This is a genomic window from Pseudomonas sp. NPDC089758, assembly GCF_044748705.1.
Taxonomy (GTDB): Bacteria; Pseudomonadota; Gammaproteobacteria; order Pseudomonadales; family Pseudomonadaceae; genus Aquipseudomonas; species Aquipseudomonas putida_X.
In genome coordinates this window covers 218,900-236,583 of record NZ_JBIVGN010000001.1, presented here as the reverse complement: position 1 = coordinate 236,583, position 17,684 = coordinate 218,900, and the positions used below count along the sequence as shown (strand labels likewise).

The 17,684-nt window shown below is 65.3% G+C and carries 14 protein-coding genes and 1 pseudogene; 11 read left to right on the top strand and 4 right to left on the bottom strand.

The genetic code is table 11. From position 1 onward, the window contains the following. Positions 1–21: 21 nt before the first annotated feature. From ACIPZH_RS01120 to ACIPZH_RS01075, 10 genes and pseudogenes are all read left to right on the top strand, one after another. Positions 22–1,692, top strand: a complete 1,671-nt coding sequence (locus tag ACIPZH_RS01120; RefSeq protein WP_400634679.1) for a DUF1302 domain-containing protein — start codon at positions 22–24, stop codon at positions 1,690–1,692. Positions 1,693–1,706: 14 nt separating this feature from the next. Beyond that, the gene (locus ACIPZH_RS01115) at positions 1,707–3,074 is read left to right on the top strand and encodes a DUF1329 domain-containing protein (RefSeq protein ID WP_400625163.1); all 1,368 of its coding nucleotides are present in this window, start codon (positions 1,707–1,709) and stop codon (positions 3,072–3,074) included. Positions 3,075–3,127: 53 nt separating this feature from the next. Continuing rightward, positions 3,128–4,189 carry a YCF48-related protein gene (locus ACIPZH_RS01110; protein WP_267823111.1) on the top strand — a complete coding sequence of 354 codons (1,062 nt, stop codon included), beginning with the start codon at positions 3,128–3,130 and terminating at the stop codon, positions 4,187–4,189. A gap of 3 nt (positions 4,190–4,192) precedes the next feature. Then, complete coding sequence (locus tag ACIPZH_RS01105) at positions 4,193–6,682, top strand: RND family transporter (protein ID WP_400634677.1); 2,490 nt, start codon at positions 4,193–4,195, stop codon at positions 6,680–6,682. Then, on the top strand, positions 6,672–7,862 hold the full coding sequence (locus ACIPZH_RS01100; protein WP_400634675.1) for an MFS transporter: 1,191 nt from the start codon (positions 6,672–6,674) through the stop codon (positions 7,860–7,862). The genes ACIPZH_RS01105 and ACIPZH_RS01100 overlap by 11 nt, the downstream gene beginning before the upstream one ends. Positions 7,863–7,932: 70 nt before the next feature. After that, a complete protein-coding gene (locus ACIPZH_RS01095) occupies positions 7,933–8,505 on the top strand; it encodes a cupin domain-containing protein (RefSeq protein ID WP_400625155.1) in 573 nt (190 codons plus the stop codon). Continuing rightward, on the top strand, positions 8,502–9,494 hold the full coding sequence (locus ACIPZH_RS01090) for a fumarylacetoacetate hydrolase family protein (protein WP_400634673.1): 993 nt from the start codon (positions 8,502–8,504) through the stop codon (positions 9,492–9,494). The genes ACIPZH_RS01095 and ACIPZH_RS01090 overlap by 4 nt, the downstream gene beginning before the upstream one ends. Beyond that, positions 9,485–10,468 (top strand): NAD-dependent epimerase/dehydratase family protein, encoded by a 984-nt coding sequence (locus ACIPZH_RS01085; RefSeq protein WP_400634671.1) that lies wholly within the window; start codon positions 9,485–9,487, stop codon positions 10,466–10,468. Before ACIPZH_RS01090 ends, ACIPZH_RS01085 begins: the two co-directional genes overlap by 10 nt. Then, positions 10,465–11,247 (top strand): cyclase family protein, encoded by a 783-nt coding sequence (locus ACIPZH_RS01080; RefSeq protein WP_400625149.1) that lies wholly within the window; start codon positions 10,465–10,467, stop codon positions 11,245–11,247. Before ACIPZH_RS01085 ends, ACIPZH_RS01080 begins: the two co-directional genes overlap by 4 nt. 288 nt (positions 11,248–11,535) lie before the next feature. Then, a pseudogene (locus ACIPZH_RS01075) lies at positions 11,536–11,682 on the top strand (DUF6021 family protein); the annotation flags it as partial. Positions 11,683–11,716: 34 nt separating this feature from the next. On the opposite strand, the gene ACIPZH_RS01070 reads toward ACIPZH_RS01075, so the two are convergent. Genes ACIPZH_RS01070 through ACIPZH_RS01055 form a run of 4 tightly spaced genes read right to left on the bottom strand, consistent with a single transcriptional unit; the run spans position 11,717 to position 17,101 of the window. Continuing rightward, positions 11,717–13,483, bottom strand: a complete 1,767-nt coding sequence (locus tag ACIPZH_RS01070) for a S8/S53 family peptidase (RefSeq protein WP_400634669.1) — start codon at positions 13,481–13,483, stop codon at positions 11,717–11,719. A 3-nt stretch (positions 13,484–13,486) separates the two neighbouring features. Continuing rightward, complete coding sequence (locus ACIPZH_RS01065) at positions 13,487–15,340, bottom strand: ABC transporter ATP-binding protein (protein ID WP_241805893.1); 1,854 nt, start codon at positions 15,338–15,340, stop codon at positions 13,487–13,489. A gap of 16 nt (positions 15,341–15,356) precedes the next feature. Next, complete coding sequence (locus ACIPZH_RS01060) at positions 15,357–16,832, bottom strand: MFS transporter (RefSeq protein ID WP_400634666.1); 1,476 nt, start codon at positions 16,830–16,832, stop codon at positions 15,357–15,359. Between the two features lie 35 nt (positions 16,833–16,867). Continuing rightward, positions 16,868–17,101, bottom strand: coding sequence for a hypothetical protein (locus ACIPZH_RS01055; RefSeq protein ID WP_400634664.1), 234 nt, complete (start codon positions 17,099–17,101; stop codon positions 16,868–16,870). Positions 17,102–17,296: 195 nt separating this feature from the next. On the opposite strand from ACIPZH_RS01055, the gene ACIPZH_RS01050 reads away from it, so the two are divergent. Beyond that, complete coding sequence (locus tag ACIPZH_RS01050; protein WP_241805890.1) at positions 17,297–17,680, top strand: termination factor Rho; 384 nt, start codon at positions 17,297–17,299, stop codon at positions 17,678–17,680. The last annotated feature ends 4 nt before the right edge of the window (positions 17,681–17,684 follow it).

Sequence of the window (17,684 nt, the reverse complement as noted above, 5' to 3'; positions counted from 1 at the left end):
AACAAGAAAGAGGAAACCCCGATGTTGACTCGCAAAGGTGCAACCACCCGGCCGTTGCCGCCGCTCAAACCCATCACCCTGGCGATTTTCGCCCTGGCGGCCAGCCAGGCCCAGGCCATGCAATTCGACACTGGCATCCCGGACCTGCGGGTGCGCTGGGACAATACCCTGAAGTACAGCGCCGCCTGGCGCACCCAGGATGCCAGCAGCAAACTCACCGAAGGGCAGACGGCCCTGAACCTGGATGATGGTGACCGCAATTTCGACAAAGGCCTGATTTCCAACCGCCTGGACCTGCTGTCAGAGCTGGATGTGACCTACGGCAACGTCGGCGCCCGGGTCAGCGGTGCGGCCTGGTATGACGATGTCTATAACCAGGGTACCGACAACGGCGACCCGAGCCGCGCCAACAGCTATTCGGTCGATTACGATGAGTTCACCGATGACACCCGCACCTTGCACGGGCGCAAAGGCGAGTTGCTCGACGCGTTCATCTTTGGCAAGACCGAGATCGGTGGGCTGCCGGTGTCTGGCCGTTTGGGCCGTTACGCCATGCAGTGGGGCGAGAGCCTGTTCTATGGCATGAACGGCATCGCCGGGGGCATGGCCCCGGTGGATGTGGTCAAGGGCCTGTCAGTGCCCAACACCCAGTTCAAGGAGCTGATCCGCCCGGTGCAGCAGATTTCCGGGCAGTTGCAGCTGACGCCGGATGTATCCCTTGGCGCCTACTACCAGTTCGAGTGGGAGGCCAACCGCCTGCCGGCAGCTGGCAGCTATTTCTCCACCGACGACTTCTTTGGCGACGGCGCAGAGCGCATGTTCGTTGGCGCGCCGGTGTTCCCGGGCGGCCAGCCGCTGGCCTTCTACCACGGCAACGACAAGGAGGCCAAAGACTCGGGGCAGGGCGGTGTGCAGTTGCGCTGGCGCAGCGAAACCGTGGACTGGGGGCTCTACGCCATTCGCTTCCACGACAAGTCGCCGCAGCTCAACGTACGCCCCGACTTCGCCAACCTCGACCCGGTCAGTGGCAAGGCCGGCGAGTTCTACTGGGTGTATCCGGAGGGCATCGAGGCACTGGGCGGCAGTTTTTCCACCACCCTGGGCAACTTCAACGTCGCTGGCGAGCTGTCCACCCGTTGGAACCAGCCATTGGCCTCGACCAACCAGCATGCACTAGCGACGGACGAGCCGATCGACAACGATGACAACCCGGTTTACGCCACCGGCCGCACCCTGCATGCCAACGTCTCCTGGCTGGCCAGCCTGGAGCCCAACTTCATTGCCGCCGAGTCGAGTTTCCTGGGCGAGATAGCCTGGAACCGGGTGATGAGCGTGAGCAAGAACGCCGACGCCGTCGACCCCAACGCCGACCGCGATGCCACCAGCCTGCGGCTGGTGTTCGAGCCGATGTACCGGCAGATCTACCCTGGCCTGGACCTCTCCGTGCCGATCGGTGCGAGCTACACCAACGGTGCCTCGATGGCCTTGGGTACCGGTTTTGGCAGCGACCATGGCGGCGACCTGAACATCGGCCTGAAAGGCAACTATCTCAACACCTGGAGCCTGGGCCTGACCTACACGCACTACTACGGCCCGGAAAACACCTTCCTCGATGCCGCCAACAACTACACCTTCGAACAGTCGCTCAAAGACCGCGACTTCATCGCCTTCACCGTCAGCCGTACCTTCTGACCGAGGACCACCCGATGAAACACAACAATAAAGTCGTTTCCCTGTTCACTGCCCTGAGTGCCTCGCTGCTGCTCGCCCACGGCGCTTTTGCCGCGGTGTCCCCCGAGCAGGCGGCAACGCTCAAGACCACCCTGACGCCACTGGGCGGGGAGCGTGCCGGCAACGCCGACGGCAGCATCCCGGCCTGGACCGGCGGCTACACCCAAGTCGACAGCGCTTACCAGGACGGCGGCAAGCGGGGTGACCCGTTCGCCGCTGAAAAGCCGCTGCTGACCATCACTGCGCAGAACATGACGCAGTACGCTGACAAGCTGACCCCAGGCATCCAGGCGATGCTGAAGAAGTACCCCGACAGCTACCGGCTGGAGGTCTACCCGACCCACCGCAGCGCAGCCGCACCGCAATCGGTGTACGACGCAACCTTCGCCAATGCCACCAGCGGCAAGCTGGTGGACGGCCCTGCCGGCGCCATGCCCGAAGGCGCCTCCGGGGGTATTCCGTTCCCGATCCCGGCCAATGGCGTGGAAGCCATGTGGAACCACTTGCTGCGCTGGCGCGGGGCTTCATGGCACGCCAGTTTCAACCAGTACCTGACCACCGCCGACGGCAAGCACGTGCTGACCAACGATTCGCGCGCCGATCTGCAGATGCCCTGGTATCTGCCTGGGGGCAGTGGTGACAAGGGTGTGTTCTTCTCGATCCGCATGACCAACGATGGGCCGCCGCTGCGGGCGGGCGAGGCCATCACCGGACTTGAAAACCTCAATGCCGACAAAGCCGCGGTGTGGACCTACCTGCCCGGGCAGCGCCGGGTCCGCCGCCTGCCCAATGCCTGCTGCGACACACCGACCCCAGCCACCGCAGGGGTGATGAGTTTCGACGAGCTGTACGTGTTCAACGGCCGCCTGGACCGCTTTGACTGGAAGCTGGTGGGCAAAAAAGAGATGTACATCCCCTACAACGCCAACAAGGTGTTCACCGCCGCCAACGCTGAAGCGCTGCTCGACCCGCACCACCTCAAACCACAAGCCATCCGCTGGGAACTGCACCGGGTGTGGGTGGTGGAGGCGACGCTCAAGCAGGGCCAGCGCCACGTGATGCCCAAGAGCACCTACTACCTGGACGAAGACACCTGGGCAGCAGTGCTGGGCGAGCGATACGACGCGCGCAACCAGTTGGCCAAGGTGGTCTGGACCTCGCCGGTGGTGCTGCCTGACCTGCCAGGCGTGGTGACCCTGACCAACGGCTTCTACGACCTGTTGTCCGGCGCATGGTTCGCTGGCGACCTGTTTGCCGGCAAGCAGGAGCAGTACCGCATCGTGCCGCCCTACAAGGACTCGGTGTTCACCGCCGATGCCATGGCGGGTGAGGGCGTGCGCTGAGCAGGCGCATTGCACCTGGGCCGTATCGACTACAAGAAAAAAGGTTGCGTGCGATGAACAAGATGCTCCAGGGCTGGCTGCTGGCCGCCTGTTGCACGCTGCCTCCGGCCTACGCCGGCGGCAGTGTGGATGTGCTCTCGCAGCCCGCAGTGCATGGCCCCCAGGCCTTGCGAGCGGTGCTGCAGGATGTGGCCCGTGCCGGCGCGCGCCTGGTGGCGGTGGGCGAACGTGGCGTGGTGCTGCTTTCGGACGACAATGGCAAGGCCTGGCGCCAGGCCACGACCGTGCCAGTGAGCGTCAGCCTGACCGCGGTGCAGTTCGTCGATGCGCGCAACGGCTGGGCGGTCGGCCACGCTGGCGTCGTGCTGCGCAGCGAGGACGGTGGCGAGCACTGGGCCTTGCAGCTCGATGGCAAGCGCGCCGCGGCCCTGGAGTTACAGGCAGCCGAGGCCTCTGCGGATCAGCGCCGCCTGGCCGCCGCACAGCGGCTGCTGGCCGACGGCGCCGACAAGCCCCTGCTGGCGCTGAGCTTCGCCGATGCGCAGCACGGCCTGGTGGTGGGTGCCTACGGGCTGGCCATGATCACGGCCGACGGCGGGCGTAGTTGGCAGTCCGCCATGGGCCTGCTGCCCAACCGCCGCGGCCTGCACCTGTATGCCCTGGCCCGCCAGGGCGCTGACCTGTACGTCGCTGGCGAGCAGGGCCTGTTGCTGCGTTCGCGTGATGGCGGGGCTCATTTCGAGGCTTTGCAAGGCCCTTATGAGGGCAGCTACTTCGCTGCCAGCGTGCTGCCCAACGGACGGCTGCTGGTCGGCGGGTTGCGCGGTTCGTTGTTCGCCTCCGATGACGGCGGTGCAAGTTTCCAGGCGCTGGTCAACCCGATTGCTGCTTCGCTCAACGCCATCCGTGTCGCCGGTGATCAGGTATTGCTGGCCAACCAGGCCGGGATGTTGCTGCACAGCAGCCTGAGCGACTTTGCCGCGCACCCCGTGCCGGTCTCCGATGGCCTGCCACTGACTGCCGCCACCACTGCCGCCGACGGTGCCATCGTCGCCGTCGGCATGGCCGGTGCACGCCGCCTGGCGCCTTCCTCTTCCTCTTTCACGAAGGACTGAGCCATGCATGCCATGAATCCGCCGGCGCCTTGCAGCGGCCGTCTCGATGACTTCGACAACATGTCCGGGTCGCTGCTGGAACGTGCACTGTTCAACCATCGGGCGTTGGTCCTGCTGCTGTGCCTGGCCGCGACCGTGCTGCTTGGCTGGCAGGCCACGCGCCTGACGCTCAACGCCAGCTTCGAGAAGACGATTGCCCGCGACCACCCATTCGTCCACAACTACCTGGAACACCGCCAGGAACTTGCCGGGCTGGGCAACGCGGTGCGCATCGCCGTGGCCAACCCCAGTGGCAGCATCTACGACAAGGACTACCTGCACAGCCTGCAGCAACTCAACGACGCGGTGTACCTGCTGCCGGGCGTCGACCGTGCGGCGATGAAGTCGCTTTGGACCCCCTCCACCCGCTGGGCCGGGGTGACCGAGGAGGGCCTGGAAGGCGGCCCTGTGATCCCCGACGGCTACGACGGCGGCCCCGCGAGCCTCGAGGCGCTCAAGCGCAACGTCGAACGTTCCAACGAGATCGGCCAATTGGTGGCCTTCGACCAGCGTTCGAGCATCGTCTACGTGCCGCTGCTGGAAACGACACCGGACGGCAAGGCGCTCGACTACAACGCCTTCGCCAGCGAACTGGAAAGCCTGCGTGAACGCTTCCAGCAGCAGGGCGTGCAGATTCACATCACCGGCTTCGCCAAGGTCGTCGGCGACCTGATCGATGGCTTGAGGCAGATCCTGCTGTTCTTCGCCGCAGCCATCGCCATCACCGCTGTGGTGCTCTACTGGTACACCCGGTGTGCGCGCAGCACGGCGCTGGTGGTGACCTGCTCACTGGTGGCAGTGGTCTGGCAAATGGGCCTGCTGCCGCTGCTGGGGTACGAACTGGACCCGTACTCGGTGCTGGTGCCGTTTCTGGTGTTCGCCATCGGCATGAGCCATGGCGCACAGAAGATGAACGGCATCATGCAGGACATCGGCCGCGGCATGCACCGCTTGGTGGCGGCGCGCTTCACCTTCCGCCGGCTGTTCCTGGCCGGGCTCACTGCACTGCTGTGCGATGCGGTGGGCTTCGCGGTGCTGATGATCATCCGTATCCAGGTGATCCAGGACCTTGCCGTCATCGCCAGCCTCGGCGTGGCGGTGCTGATCTTCACCAACCTGATCCTGCTGCCGGTGCTGCTTTCCTATGTCGGGGTCAGCGCCCGAGGTGCGCGCCGTAGCCTGCGCGCCGAACAGGCGCAGGCGAGCGGGGCGCAGAAGCACGCGATGTGGCGCCTGCTGGACCACTTCACCCGCCGCCGCTGGGCTGCGTGGTGCATTGCACTGGCGCTACTGATGGCCGCGGGCGGTTTCGCCGTGAGCCTGCACCTGAAAGTGGGTGACCTGGATGCTGGCGCCCCCGAGTTGCGTGCCGATTCGCGTTACAACCGCGACAACGCGTTCATCACTGAGCACTACGGTGCCAGCAGTGACGTGTTTGCGGTGATGGTGCGCACGCCCGCTGGCGGTTGTTCGGCCTACGATACCCTCAAGCGCGTGGACGACCTCGACTGGCAGTTGCGTGGCCTGCAGGGGGTCGACTCGACCAACTCATTGGCGCTGCTCAACCGCCGGGTACTGGTTGGCCTCTCTGAAGGCAGCCCGAAATGGTACGAGCTGGTGAACAACCAGGCGACCCTGAACATGGTCACCGCCAACGCCCCGCGCGGCCTGTACAACGATGACTGCAGCCTGCTCACACTCTACGCCTACCTCACCGACCACAAGGCCGACACCCTTGCGCGGGTGGTGGACAGCGTCCAGGCCTTTGCCCAGGGCAACGACAGCGAGCAGGCTACCTTCCTGCTCGCTGCCGGGAGCGCCGGCATCGAGGCTGCCACCAACCAGGTGGTGAAACAGGCCAACCGCGACATGCTCTGGTGGGTGTACGGGGCTGTCATCCTGCTTTGCCTGGTGACCTTCCGCTCCTGGCGTGCGGTGCTTTGCGCGGTGTTGCCGCTGGTGCTCACCTCTATCCTGTGTGAGGCGTTGATGGTGGCGTTGGGCATCGGCGTGAAGGTGGCGACGTTGCCGGTGATCGCGCTCGGCGTCGGCATCGGTGTGGACTACGCGCTGTATGTGATGAGCATCGTGCTGGCGCAGCTGCGACAGGGGGCGAGCCTTTCCCAGGCGTATTACCGCGCGCTGCTGTTCACCGGCAAGGTGGTGATGCTGACGGGCGTGACCCTGGCCATCGCGGTGGGTACCTGGATCTTCTCGCCGATCAAATTCCAGGCGGACATGGGCGTGCTGCTGGCCTTCATGTTTGTGTGGAACATGGTCGGGGCGCTGGTCCTGCTGCCGGCACTGGCCTACTTCCTGCTGCCGCAAGGCCAGGTGCGTTCGCCGGTGTTGCCCGCTCATGAGCCTTTGTCGCAACAGCGCCAACCCGGTGCTGAATTGACCCCGCGCGGCGCGCGACTGCATTCGCTGGAGGAGGTGAGCCATGGCCGCTGAACGTACGCCCGGCAGTGCGCAGGCGCTGTTATTGCTGTTCGGCAGCTGCCTGCCGGTGCTGGGGGCCGTGCTGATCGCCCCTGTGCTGCCACGCATGCAGCTGCATTTCAGCGCAGCGCCCGGCGTGGCGGTGCTGGTACCGATTGTGCTGACCTTGCCCGCACTGGTGATTGCCCTCGCGGCACCTTGGGCCGGCATGCTGGCGGACCGTGTCGGCCGGCGGGCCTTGCTGCTGGCCAGCATGCTGCTTTACAGCCTCTGTGGGGTGCTGCCGCTGTGGCTGGACTCCCTTGGCCTGATCATCGCCAGCCGCGCCGGCATCGGCCTGGCCGAAGCCGGCATCATGACCTGCTGCACCACACTGATGGGGGACTACTTCGAGGGCCAACGCCGGGAACGGCTGTTTGCCCTGCAAATGGTGGCCACCTCGCTGTCAGCCGCCCTGTTCATGGGCCTGGGCGGAGCACTGGGTGAAAACGGTTGGCGTACGCCGTTCGCGCTGTATGCCGTAGGCGTGCTGTGCCTGCCGCTGATGGCCTGGCTGTTATGGGAACCGCAGGCGCGCCGTGTCGAACCTCGACATGGCCAGGCTTCACGCTTCCCCTGGGCCGCCCTGGCGCCGATCTACCTGCTGACCGGCCTGGCGGGTGTGAGCCTGTTCATCGTTCCGGTGCAAGTCGGCTACCTGCTGCAACTGCTGCATGTGGATGCACCGCAGCAGGTGGGCCTGACCATGGGCGCCAACCAACTCGGCGTGCTGGCCGGGGCACTGGCCTTCCGCTTGCTGGCCAGCCAGCCAGCGGGGCGTCTGCTGGCGCTGGGGTTTGCCACGGCGGGGCTTGGCGGTGGCCTGATGGCGCTTTCCACCAGCCACGCAGTGGTGGTGGTGGCCGTGCTGATCAATGGCCTGGGCGTTGGCCTGCTGCTGCCCAGCCTCATCAGCCAGGTCATGCAGCACGTCGGTTTCGACCAGCGCGGCCGGGCCACGGGCGGGTTCACCGCCGCGATCTTCGCCGGTGAATTCATCAGCCCGCTGCTGGTGCTCGCGCTGACTGGCGGCGCGCCGCCGCAGCTGCCGCAGGCGTTGCTGCTGGTTGCGCTCAGCCAACTGGTCCTGGCGCCGCTGTGCCTGCTGTTGTTGCGGCGCGCCCGTGGCGCGGGCGCAGTGGGTGCGCTGTGAGCGATCAGCTTTGCAACACAGGCCCAGGTGCCGGCCCTGGCACTGGCCACGGTAATTGACAGGAGACAACATGCAGTCACTTCCAACCTTCAAACGCGTCGTCACCGGCCACGATCCTCAGGGGCAGGCGGTGGTGGCCAGTTGTGGCCCCACGGCACATGACTTCGCGCTCAAAGCGGTGCCAGGCACGGTGTTCTACGAAGTGTGGAACAGTGCCAGCAGCCCCGCGCTGCTGGACAATGGCGACGACCCGACCGCCCGGCCCCTGCAATTGAGCCCCGCCCCATCGGGCAGTGTGATCCGCGTGGTGGATATCCCGCCGGACAGCCTGCAGAACCAGGTCAGCGCTGAGCAGGCAGCGGCTGCCTTCGCCGAAATCGGCGAAGCGCATGCCGGCACGGGTAACGCCGATTCAAAGCACAAGCTGATGCACCGCACAGAGACCCTGGATTACGGGATCGTCACTGAAGGTGAGGTGTGGCTGGTGCTGGACGGCGACGAGGTACACCTCAAGCGCGGTGACATCGTCGTGCAGCGCGGCACCAACCACGCCTGGAGCAACCGTACCGAGCAGATGGCGCGCATGGTATTCATCCTGCTCGACGGCCGTTACGCCGAGCAGCTCAAGGAGGTGCTGCCATGAAGCTGGCCACACTCAATGACGGTAGCCGCGATGGCCGCCTGCTGGTGGTTGCCCGCGACCTGCAGCGGGCGGTCCAGGCCAGCCCCATCGCCGCTACGTTGCAGGCTGCCCTGGACGACTGGGCGCAGGTCGAGGGCGGCCTGCAGCAGTTGTATGCGCAGCTGAACGCCGGCCAGGCCGCGGGTGCGTTCGACCTTGACCTGGCACAACTCGCCGCGCCGCTGCCCCAGGCCAGGCAGTGGCTGGACGCTTCATCGTTCCTCAGCCACGGCGAGCTGATGCAGAAAGCCTTCAACCTGGACCCCATCGAGGGTGTGGAGCACATTCCGCTGATCTACCAAGGGGCCAGCGACGACTTTCTGGGGCCGCGGGCGGACATTCCCTTGCCCAGCGAGGCCCACGGCATCGATTTCGAGGGCGAGTTCGCGGTGCTGGTCGATGACGTGCCCATGGGCTGCCCGCCGGAACGCGCCTTGCAGCATGTGCGGCTGGTACTGCAACTGAATGACGTCAGCTTGCGCGCCCTGGCGCCCAGGGAGATGAAGACCGGCTTCGGCTTTGTCCAGGCCAAGCCTGCCACCAGCTTCGCTCCGGTGGCGGTGACCCCGGACGAACTCGGCGGCGCCTGGTGCGACGGCCGCGTGCACCTGCCGCTGAACGTGGCGTGGAACGGCGAATGGTTTGGCCACCCACATGGCGGGGCCATGCATTTCGGCTTCCACCAACTGATCGCTCACGCGGCGCTGACCCGGCGCCTTAGCGCCGGTAGCTTGATCGGCTCGGGTACTGTGTCGAACGCGGACCGTTCTGTAGGGTCGGCGTGCATCGCGGAGCGCCGTGCCATTGAAACCATCGCCCACGGTGCACCGCGCACGGCCTTCATGCGCTTTGGCGACCGCGTGCGCATGGAAGCCCGGAGTCGTGCAGGCGAGGTGCTGTTCGGTGCCATCGACCAGCGTGTGGTGCCGGGAGGTTGGCAATGCGCGTAATGGTCACCGGGGCCAACGGCTTTGTCGGGCGCCAACTGGTAATGCGCCTGCTGGAGGCCGGCGAGGTGCGTGGGCGGCCCATCGAGGCGTTACTGATACTGGACCGGCAACTGGACGGGCTGCCCGACGATGCGCGGTTACGCCGCCATTACGGCAGTGTCACCGACCCTGCGTTGTTGCGCCGGGCGCTAGCCGATGGTGTGGATGTGGTGTTCCACCTGGCCAGCCTGCCCGGGGGCGCCGCCGAGGCGCAGTACGAGCTGGGTTACCAGGTCAACCTGCAGGGCAGCCTGGAGCTGCTCGACCAGTTGCGCAACCCAAGGCGACCGCCCGTGCTGGTGTACGCCAGCAGTGTCGCGGTGTACGGCGGCGATCTGCCCTTGCGCATGGATGAGGACCAACCCTGTTCGCCGCAACTGTCCTACGCGGCCCACAAACGCATGGTGGAAATCGCACTGCAGGACCTCGCGCGTCGCGGCGAGGTGGATGGCCGCGCGCTGCGCCTGCCCGGCATTGTCGCCCGGCCGCGCGAGCCGAACGGCCTTCGCTCGGCCTTCATGAGTGACTTGCTGCACGCCTACGCAGCCGGTGAGGCCTACACATGCCCGGTTTCCCCTCAAGCCAGCGCCTGGTGGATGTCGGCCCGCTGCTGCGTGGACAACCTGCTGCATGCCGCCGAACTGCAAGCCCCGGGTGACCGTCGTGTCTGGCAGCTACCGGTGCTGCAGCTGACGATCGCCCAGGTGCTTGCCGGGCTGCAGGCCAGCCTGGGCGAAGAGACCCGCGCCTGCATCAGCTTCGAGCCCGAGCCACAGCTCGAAGCGCTGTTCGGTCGCTATCCGGCCTTGCGTACAACCCAAGCTCGCAAGCTGGGTTTCTGCCATGACGGCTCAGTGCTTGGCCTGCTGCGCAACGCCCTTGATCTGCCACCGCGCCGCGGCACCGCGGCAACCCGTAAAGGAATCTGTGCATGAATGTGAACAAGCGTCGCCTGCTGGACCTTTCCGTCACCCTGGACAACAACCCCTACACCGACCCACCGCCTTTGCTGCCAAAGATCGACTACATGGACCACCAGCAGGGCTGGCCGGAAATGGCCGCGATGTTCCCGGGCCTGCGCAAGGAAGACCTGCCCGGTGATGAGTCGTGGGCAGCTGAACGGTTGCAGATCACGACCCACAGCGGCACGCACATGGACGCGCCCTGGCATTATGCGTCCACCACCAATGGCGGTGAGCGGGCCTTCGGCATCGATGAGCTGCCATTGGAGTGGTGCTTGCAGCCGGGTGTGAAGCTGGATTTTCGCCACCTGCCCGATGGGCACGTGGTGACGGCGACGCAGGTGGAAGCCGAACTTGCCCGCATCGGCCATCAACTGCAGCCGCTGGACATCGTGCTGGTCAATACCCGCGCAGGCAGCCTGTTTGGCCAGCCGGGCTACCTGGAAGCCGGGGTGGGCATGGGCCGCGAAGCGACGCTTTACCTGTTGGAGCGGGGGGTAAGGGTGGTCGGCACCGATGCCTGGAGCTGGGATGCGCCGTTCAAGTACACCCGTGAACGTTTCAGTGCCACAGGCGATGCATCGATTATCTGGGAAGGCCACAAGGCCGGCCGTGACATCGGCTATGGGCAGATGGAGAAACTGGCCAACCTGGATCAGCTCCCGGCCTACGGTTTCATGGTCAGTTGTTTCCCCTACAAGATCCGCCAGGCGTCCGCGGGGTTCGTCCGGGCAGTGGCCATCTTCGATTAGCCCGGCGGGTTGTCAGCCGCCGTGCTGGCCGCCCATCCCGGCGCAGCGATGGCCAGGTGAACTTTATCAGGCCTCCAGGCTTCCTCTGTTACAGCAGCTGCCCCCGTGGGGCAGCCAGTGCTGTATCACGCCATAGGTTCAGGAGGGGCAATGAAGACGCACACCACGCAAGCGCCTGAGAAAGCAAGCCAGGCCCAGGGCCAAGGGGAAGTAGAGCGGGACAATGATGCCCATCGGCCAGACGGCTCGAACGGTACGGCGCATGATTCCACCGCGCAACGAACCGCGCGAGACAAGGGGCCGCACTCGTCCGACCACGCCGACAGCCAGGATGACCTGGGTTTCGACCCGGACTCACCGGACCTGGACGACCCGCAGGTCGATCCCCAAGGGCCGGCCAAGCCCCCCAGGGATGTGGAGAAAAAGGCACCCTGACCGAGGCCGTGAGCGCGGAGGTTCTGGACGCTGTTCAGCGCACCCGCTCAAGGCTTTGCACCGAAAGCTGCAGGGCATTTTGCATGTCCAGCCGCGCCGAACTTCCCACGTCCTGGTCGTGCAACTGAAAGTTGCGCTCCGACGGCAGGATTGGCGCGGTGAGGTCTTCGGCGTCCTCTCGTTCGAAGTCGTTGTTGCCGCCGATGGTCATGGCGCTGCGGCGCAGCAGCATGCGTAACTGCTCGGGCTGCAACTGCGGGTTGATCGACAGCATTGCCGCCACCAGGCCTGTGACCATCGGGGTAGCATAGGACGTGCCGCAATGCACCGCGCCGGGTTGGCCTGCCTGTGGGGTAGAGGCGTGGGCGCAGGCTGCGGCGGTGATGTCGACGCGCATGTCTACGTTCGAGGTGCTGCGCTTGACGGCATAGTTTGGCGACTCGACGGGGACTGACGCCTGCCCGCTACGTTGATGGCCACCCACCACCAGCAGTTGTTCGGTGATGAAGGAGGAGGGCAGGCGGTATTCGTCGGTGCCCGAGAACGAGGCGCCGTTGCCGGCCGAGTTGACCACGACCACGTCCGGATGGGCCTTGCGCAGCCAGAGAAAGAATTCTTCGAGCAGCTCTTCATAGCCGCTCATGGCAATCCCGGAGCGCAGCAGTGAATCCACTTCGTCGCCTTGCACGTTGCGCGCCCCGACGCGGTGAATGCCCCAGCTCCAGTTGAGTACGCGCACGCCGTCCTCGACCAGGTTCACCGATGCGGCAATGTTGGCGGTGATGCCGGCATCGGAGTTGCGCTCGACGATCACCTCGAAGCCACCTGCCGCCTTGTCCAGCCCCTTCAGGAAGCCGGTATTGCCCCCATCATCCCAGGCGGCGGCGAGAATGCCGGCCACGGTCGTGCCGTGGTTGTCCGGCTTGCTGGCATCCTGGGCATAGACGCAGGTGCGGCGCCCCTCGCAGGCGCCCAGGTAGTCGGCAAAGTCTGCGCTGTCGAAGTCGACGTTGCGTTCGATCACGCCGACCCGAATGGGGGTGGGCAGCACCGGTGCCTGGCGCCCCGGGATGCGCCGCTGGTAGTAGTGCACCGCATCGAGAAAGCGGTTGGCAGCCCACTCGTCCGAGTCTTGCGCAGGCTTGCGGGTCCCCGGCGCCTCGCGGGCGGCGTGCTCTGCCTCTTCAGCCGCTGATTCCTCCACCACCACCGCATCCACGCTGGTTTCACCACCCAGACGCAATACCAGCGCGTCGCGCTGCACCAGGTCCCGGGCGGGCAGGCGCAGCTGATAAAGGTTCAGCGCAGCGATGCTGCCAACCACCTTGGCCCCGTATTTGCGCGCCAAGCGTTCGGCCTCCTGGCGGCCGTCGTGGTCCTCTTCGATCAACACGCTGACCAGGTCGACATAGGTGGTCAGGCCATCCATGTTCTTGGCCACCTCCTTGGGCCCTGCGGCCAGCACATGGTTGTTGCGCAGGGTAAGCCAGGCGGCGTTGCTGGCACGCGGGCCGTCCTGCAACCACAGCGGGCCGCTTCGCACCGCCGTGCTGTCCAGTTGCAGGCGCAGGGTGTCACCCTGGCGCTGGATACGCGCCGGAGCCACTGCGTTGCCGTTGAGCAGCAGCTGCGGCGTGGCCTGGCCAAGCCCCTGCACGCGCAGGCACCAGGTTTGCTGCTGGCTGTCCATCAAGTCGCCGCAGCGTTTGAGCTGTTGCAGGCGTAACGGCTGCTCGGCGAGCGCAGGGGTACTGGCCGCCAGCGTCAGCGCCAGGGCAAGGGCAATGCGTGGATGGCCCATGGCTTACTCCATGGCCTCGGCCACACCCTGATCCTCACCCAGGAAGCCACCGCTCTGGTGCTGCCACAGCCGGGCATAGGTGCCGTTCCTGGCGAGCAGTTCGCTGTGGGTTCCCTGTTCGATGATGCGCCCCTGGTCCATGACGATGAGCCGGTCCATGGCGGCGATCGTCGACAGTCGGTGGGCGATGGCGATGACCGTCTTGCCCTGCATCATTTCATTGAGGCTTTCCTGGATGGCGACCTCGACTTCCGAATCCAGCGCGCTGGTGGCTTCATCGAGCAGCAGGATCGGGGCGTTCTTGAGCATGACCCGGGCGATGGCGATGCGTTGACGCTGGCCACCCGAAAGCTTGATGCCGCGTTCACCCACCAAGGTGTCGTAGCCGCTGTGGCCTTGCCGGTCGCTGAGCTGCTCGATGAATGCATCGGCCTGGGCGTTGGCCGCGGCGTGGCGGATCTGTTGCTCGGTCGCATCGGGGCGACCGTAGGCGATGTTGTCGCGGATGGAGCGGTGCAGCAGGGACGTGTCCTGGGTGACCATGCCGATGGCGCTGCGCAGGCTGTCCTGGGTAACCTTGGCGATGTTCTGCCCATCGATGCGAATTTCGCCGCTGTCCACGTCGTAAAAGCGCAGCAGCAAGTTGATCAGCGTGGATTTACCCGCACCGGAGCGCCCCACCAGGCCGACTTTTTCGCCTGGGCGAATGTGCAGCGTCAGCCCATCGAGCACCTGGCGTTCGCCGTTGTAGTTGAAGCTGACGTTGTCGAAGTCCACCGCACCACCCGTGGTCTTGAGCACCCCGGCGTTCGGCGCATCCTGCACTTTCGGGCCGCGTGTGAGGGTCTCCATGCCATCCTGCACGGTGCCGATGTTCTCGAACAGCGAGGTCATCTGCCACATGATCCAGTGCGACATGCCGTTGACCCGCAGTGCCATGGCGGTGATCGCGGCGACCGCGCCAGTGCCGACTTCGCCCTGGTGCCAGAGCCACAGGGCGTAGCCACCCGCGCCAGCGATCAGGCCGACCACCAGCGCCTGGTTGACGATCTCGAACTGGCTGACCAAGCGCATCTGGCGAAAGCCGGTGAGCTTGAAGTCTTCCATTGCGGCCCGCGCGAAATGCGCTTCACGCTTGGAGTGCGAAAACAGCTTGACCGTGGTGATATTGGTGTAGGCGTCCGACACTCGCCCGGTCATCGAGGAACGCGCGTGGGCCTGCTCCTGCCCCACCTGGCCCAGGCGCGGCACGAAGTACAGCATGGCCAGCCCGAACAACGCGACCCAGGCAATGAAAGGCAGCATCAGTTTCAGGTCGAAGCCGCCGGCCAGGGCGATGATCGCGATGAAATACACGCCGATGCCCGGGGCGATCTCGATGACGGTGAACAGCACTTCGCGCACCGCCAGCGCCGTCTGCATCACTTTGGTGGTAACCCGGCCAGAAAACTCGTCAGAGAAGAACGACAGGCTTTGGCGCAGCATCAGCCGGTGGAAGTCCCACCGCAGTCGCAGTGGCAGGTTGATCGCCAGTACCTGATGCTGAACCATCGTGCGCAGCGCCACCAGGCCGATGCTGGTCAGCAATACGATGGCGATACCCCACAACACCCGGGTTTCCTGCCCATCGGCAGCGCCGCCCGCCTGCCAGGCCGAGAGCAGGTCGACGACCTGCCCCAGAAAGGAAAACAGCCAGGCTTCGTAGATCGACACCCCGGCGCTGAGCAGCGCCAGGGCCAGCACATAGCCGCGCGCGCCTCGCGTGCAGGCCCACAGGAAGCGCAGCAGGCCAACCGGGGGTGGGGGCGCCTCGTCGGGTGGGAAGGGGTCGAGCCGTTGTTCAAACGCGCGCAGCATAAAGTCTCCGAATGGGTCAGGTGTCGCTCACTTGCGACAGGGGCCTGGCTACGTGTTCAAGTGGCTGTCGCTCTGCCGCCACGCCCCACAGCGCCTGGGCCAGTGCCGCGATGATCATCAACGCCGCGCCGATCAGGTAGCCGTACAGGACATTCAGGCGCTCGCCGGTCTCGATCAGCGCGCCGAACAAGGTCGGGCCGATCAAGCCACCAAGCCCCGTGCCAAAGGCATAGAATACGGCAATCGCCAGCGCACGGATCTCCAGCGGGAAGGTTTCAGCCACGGTCAGGTAGGCCGAACTGGCGGCTGCCGAGGCAAAAAAGAAAATCACCATCCAGGCGATGGTCTGCTCGGTCACATCGATCAGTTGCTGCTGGAACAGGTAACCGCTGACCGCCAGCAACAGGCCGGACAGCAGGTACGTGGAGCTGATCATGATGCGCCGCCCGACCACGTCGAACAGCCGGCCCAGCAGCAACGGCCCGCAGAAATTGCCCAGGGCGAACGGCAGTATGTACCAGCCCACCTGGGCAGGCGGCACGTCGTAGAAGTCGGTCAGCACCAAGGCATAGGTGAAGAAGATCGCGTTGTAGAAAAAGGCCTGGGCGGTCAGCAGCGTCAGCCCCACCAGTGCCCGCCCCCGGTGCACCCTGAACAGGCTGTGGAACACCTCGCGCAGTGGCGTATGGTCGCGCGCGCGCAGCTGCAGGGCAGGGGTTTGCAGCGGGGGAATGGCGATGCCGCGCTGGTGGTAATGGCGTTCGATACTGGCGACGATGCGTTCGGCCTCTTCAGGCTGATTGTGAATCATCAACCAGCGTGGGCTTTCGGGTATCCACAGGCGCATCAGCAGGATCAGCAAACCCAGCGCGGCGCCGATGCCGAAACACAGGCGCCAGCCCAGTTCACCGCCAAGCACCGCTGGGTCGAGCAGGATCACTGCGCCCACCGCGCCCAGTGCGGCACCGAGCCAGAACGTACCATTGATGGTCAGGTCGACCCAGCCGCGATAGCGCGCCGGGGTGAATTCCTGGATGGTCGAATTGATGGCGGTGTACTCACCGCCGATGCCGGCCCCGGTGAGAAAGCGAAACAGCAGAAAACTCCACAGGTCCCAGGCGAAGGCCGTGGCCGCCGTTGCGCCGATGTACAGCAACAGCGTAATGAAGAACAGCTTGCGTCGCCCCAGGCGGTCGGTGAGCCAGCCGAACAGCAATGCACCCAATACGGCACCGGCGATGTAGGCCGCCCCTGCCAGGCCGATCTGGGTATTGGTCATTGCCAGGGCCGGGCTGGCCTTGAGCGCACCCGCCACCGAACCGGCCAAGGTCACTTCAAGGCCGTCGAGCAGCCAGGTGATGCCCAGCGCCATGATCAGCAGGGTATGAAAGCGCGTCCACGGCAGCCGGTCGAGCCGGGCCGGTATGTCGGTGCTGTAGAAGCGCTCCTGCGCACAGGCGCCGGCGGGTGGTTGCAGGGCGTGGGTCGTCATGGCGCGTCCTGTCGGCTGGCGGGTGGGCAGCTCCGTTATCGCCGTTTTTTGTCTTCGACCTCAGCCAGGCGCCGCTTGATGGCCTCGGTCTGCGCCTGTTGTTCCTTGATCGACGTCGGCGTGATCACTTTGTCCACGGCTTCGGTGTCGGGGTCCGGCCGCTCCAGCACAGGGTCGGGCGATGGCTCGCCTTGCTGGGCGTGCTCCGAGGATATCGGGCGAGGGACTTTGTCCGCGCTGTCGCCGTTGTTGCGATCGGTGTGCTTCATGGCTTGCTCCCGCTTGAAGGTATGTCTTTCAAAAGAGCCCATGGGCATGAAAAAGTTTGATTGGCTTCGCTCTGTGCAGGCAACCGAGGCACTGTGGCGTATCAGGCTGAACATCCGCCAGCAAGCCTCGTCCAAACGGATGACGGGCCTTCGCCGCCCAACCCCACCTAGCAAACTGCCGCAGGAGTGAATGCCATGCCACGTGGAGACAAAGCCAAATACACCGAAAAGCAGAAACGCAAAGCTGAGCATATAGAAGAAAGCTACGAGCAGAAGGGGGTCTCCAAGGATGAGGCCGAGGCGCGTGCCTGGGCTACCGTCAACAAGCAGTCTGGGGGTGGTGAGAAAGCTGGCGGCTCAGGCAAGAAGACCACGCCCGGCGAAAAAAGCACCGCGCGTTCCGACTCTGCCAGGCGTGCCGCCAAAACCCGTCAGGGCCATGCCCGCACATCAGGCGCTTCCCTGGAGACCCAGACCAAGGAAAGCCTGATGAAAGAGGCCCGCAGCAAGGACATCAAGGGGCGCTCCAGCATGACCAAGGCACAATTGGTCGAAGCGCTGCGTGGGCTGGGTCGATAGGGGC

Excerpts from the sequence above, each read along its gene's own strand:
- ACIPZH_RS01120 (WP_400634679.1), top strand. The coding sequence starts at position 22 with ATGTTGACTCGCAAAGGTGCAACCACCCGGCCGTTGCCGCCGCTCAAA.
- ACIPZH_RS01115 (WP_400625163.1), top strand. The coding sequence starts at position 1,707 with ATGAAACACAACAATAAAGTCGTTTCCCTGTTCACTGCCCTGAGTGCC.
- ACIPZH_RS01110 (WP_267823111.1), top strand. The coding sequence starts at position 3,128 with ATGAACAAGATGCTCCAGGGCTGGCTGCTGGCCGCCTGTTGCACGCTG.
- ACIPZH_RS01105 (WP_400634677.1), top strand. The coding sequence starts at position 4,193 with ATGCATGCCATGAATCCGCCGGCGCCTTGCAGCGGCCGTCTCGATGAC.
- ACIPZH_RS01100 (WP_400634675.1), top strand. The coding sequence starts at position 6,672 with ATGGCCGCTGAACGTACGCCCGGCAGTGCGCAGGCGCTGTTATTGCTG.
- ACIPZH_RS01095 (WP_400625155.1), top strand. The coding sequence starts at position 7,933 with ATGCAGTCACTTCCAACCTTCAAACGCGTCGTCACCGGCCACGATCCT.
- ACIPZH_RS01090 (WP_400634673.1), top strand. The coding sequence starts at position 8,502 with ATGAAGCTGGCCACACTCAATGACGGTAGCCGCGATGGCCGCCTGCTG.
- ACIPZH_RS01085 (WP_400634671.1), top strand. The coding sequence starts at position 9,485 with ATGCGCGTAATGGTCACCGGGGCCAACGGCTTTGTCGGGCGCCAACTG.
- ACIPZH_RS01080 (WP_400625149.1), top strand. The coding sequence starts at position 10,465 with ATGAATGTGAACAAGCGTCGCCTGCTGGACCTTTCCGTCACCCTGGAC.
- ACIPZH_RS01070 (WP_400634669.1), bottom strand. The coding sequence starts at position 13,483 with ATGGGCCATCCACGCATTGCCCTTGCCCTGGCGCTGACGCTGGCGGCC.
- ACIPZH_RS01065 (WP_241805893.1), bottom strand. The coding sequence starts at position 15,340 with ATGCTGCGCGCGTTTGAACAACGGCTCGACCCCTTCCCACCCGACGAG.
- ACIPZH_RS01060 (WP_400634666.1), bottom strand. The coding sequence starts at position 16,832 with ATGACGACCCACGCCCTGCAACCACCCGCCGGCGCCTGTGCGCAGGAG.
- ACIPZH_RS01055 (WP_400634664.1), bottom strand. The coding sequence starts at position 17,101 with ATGAAGCACACCGATCGCAACAACGGCGACAGCGCGGACAAAGTCCCT.
- ACIPZH_RS01050 (WP_241805890.1), top strand. The coding sequence starts at position 17,297 with ATGCCACGTGGAGACAAAGCCAAATACACCGAAAAGCAGAAACGCAAA.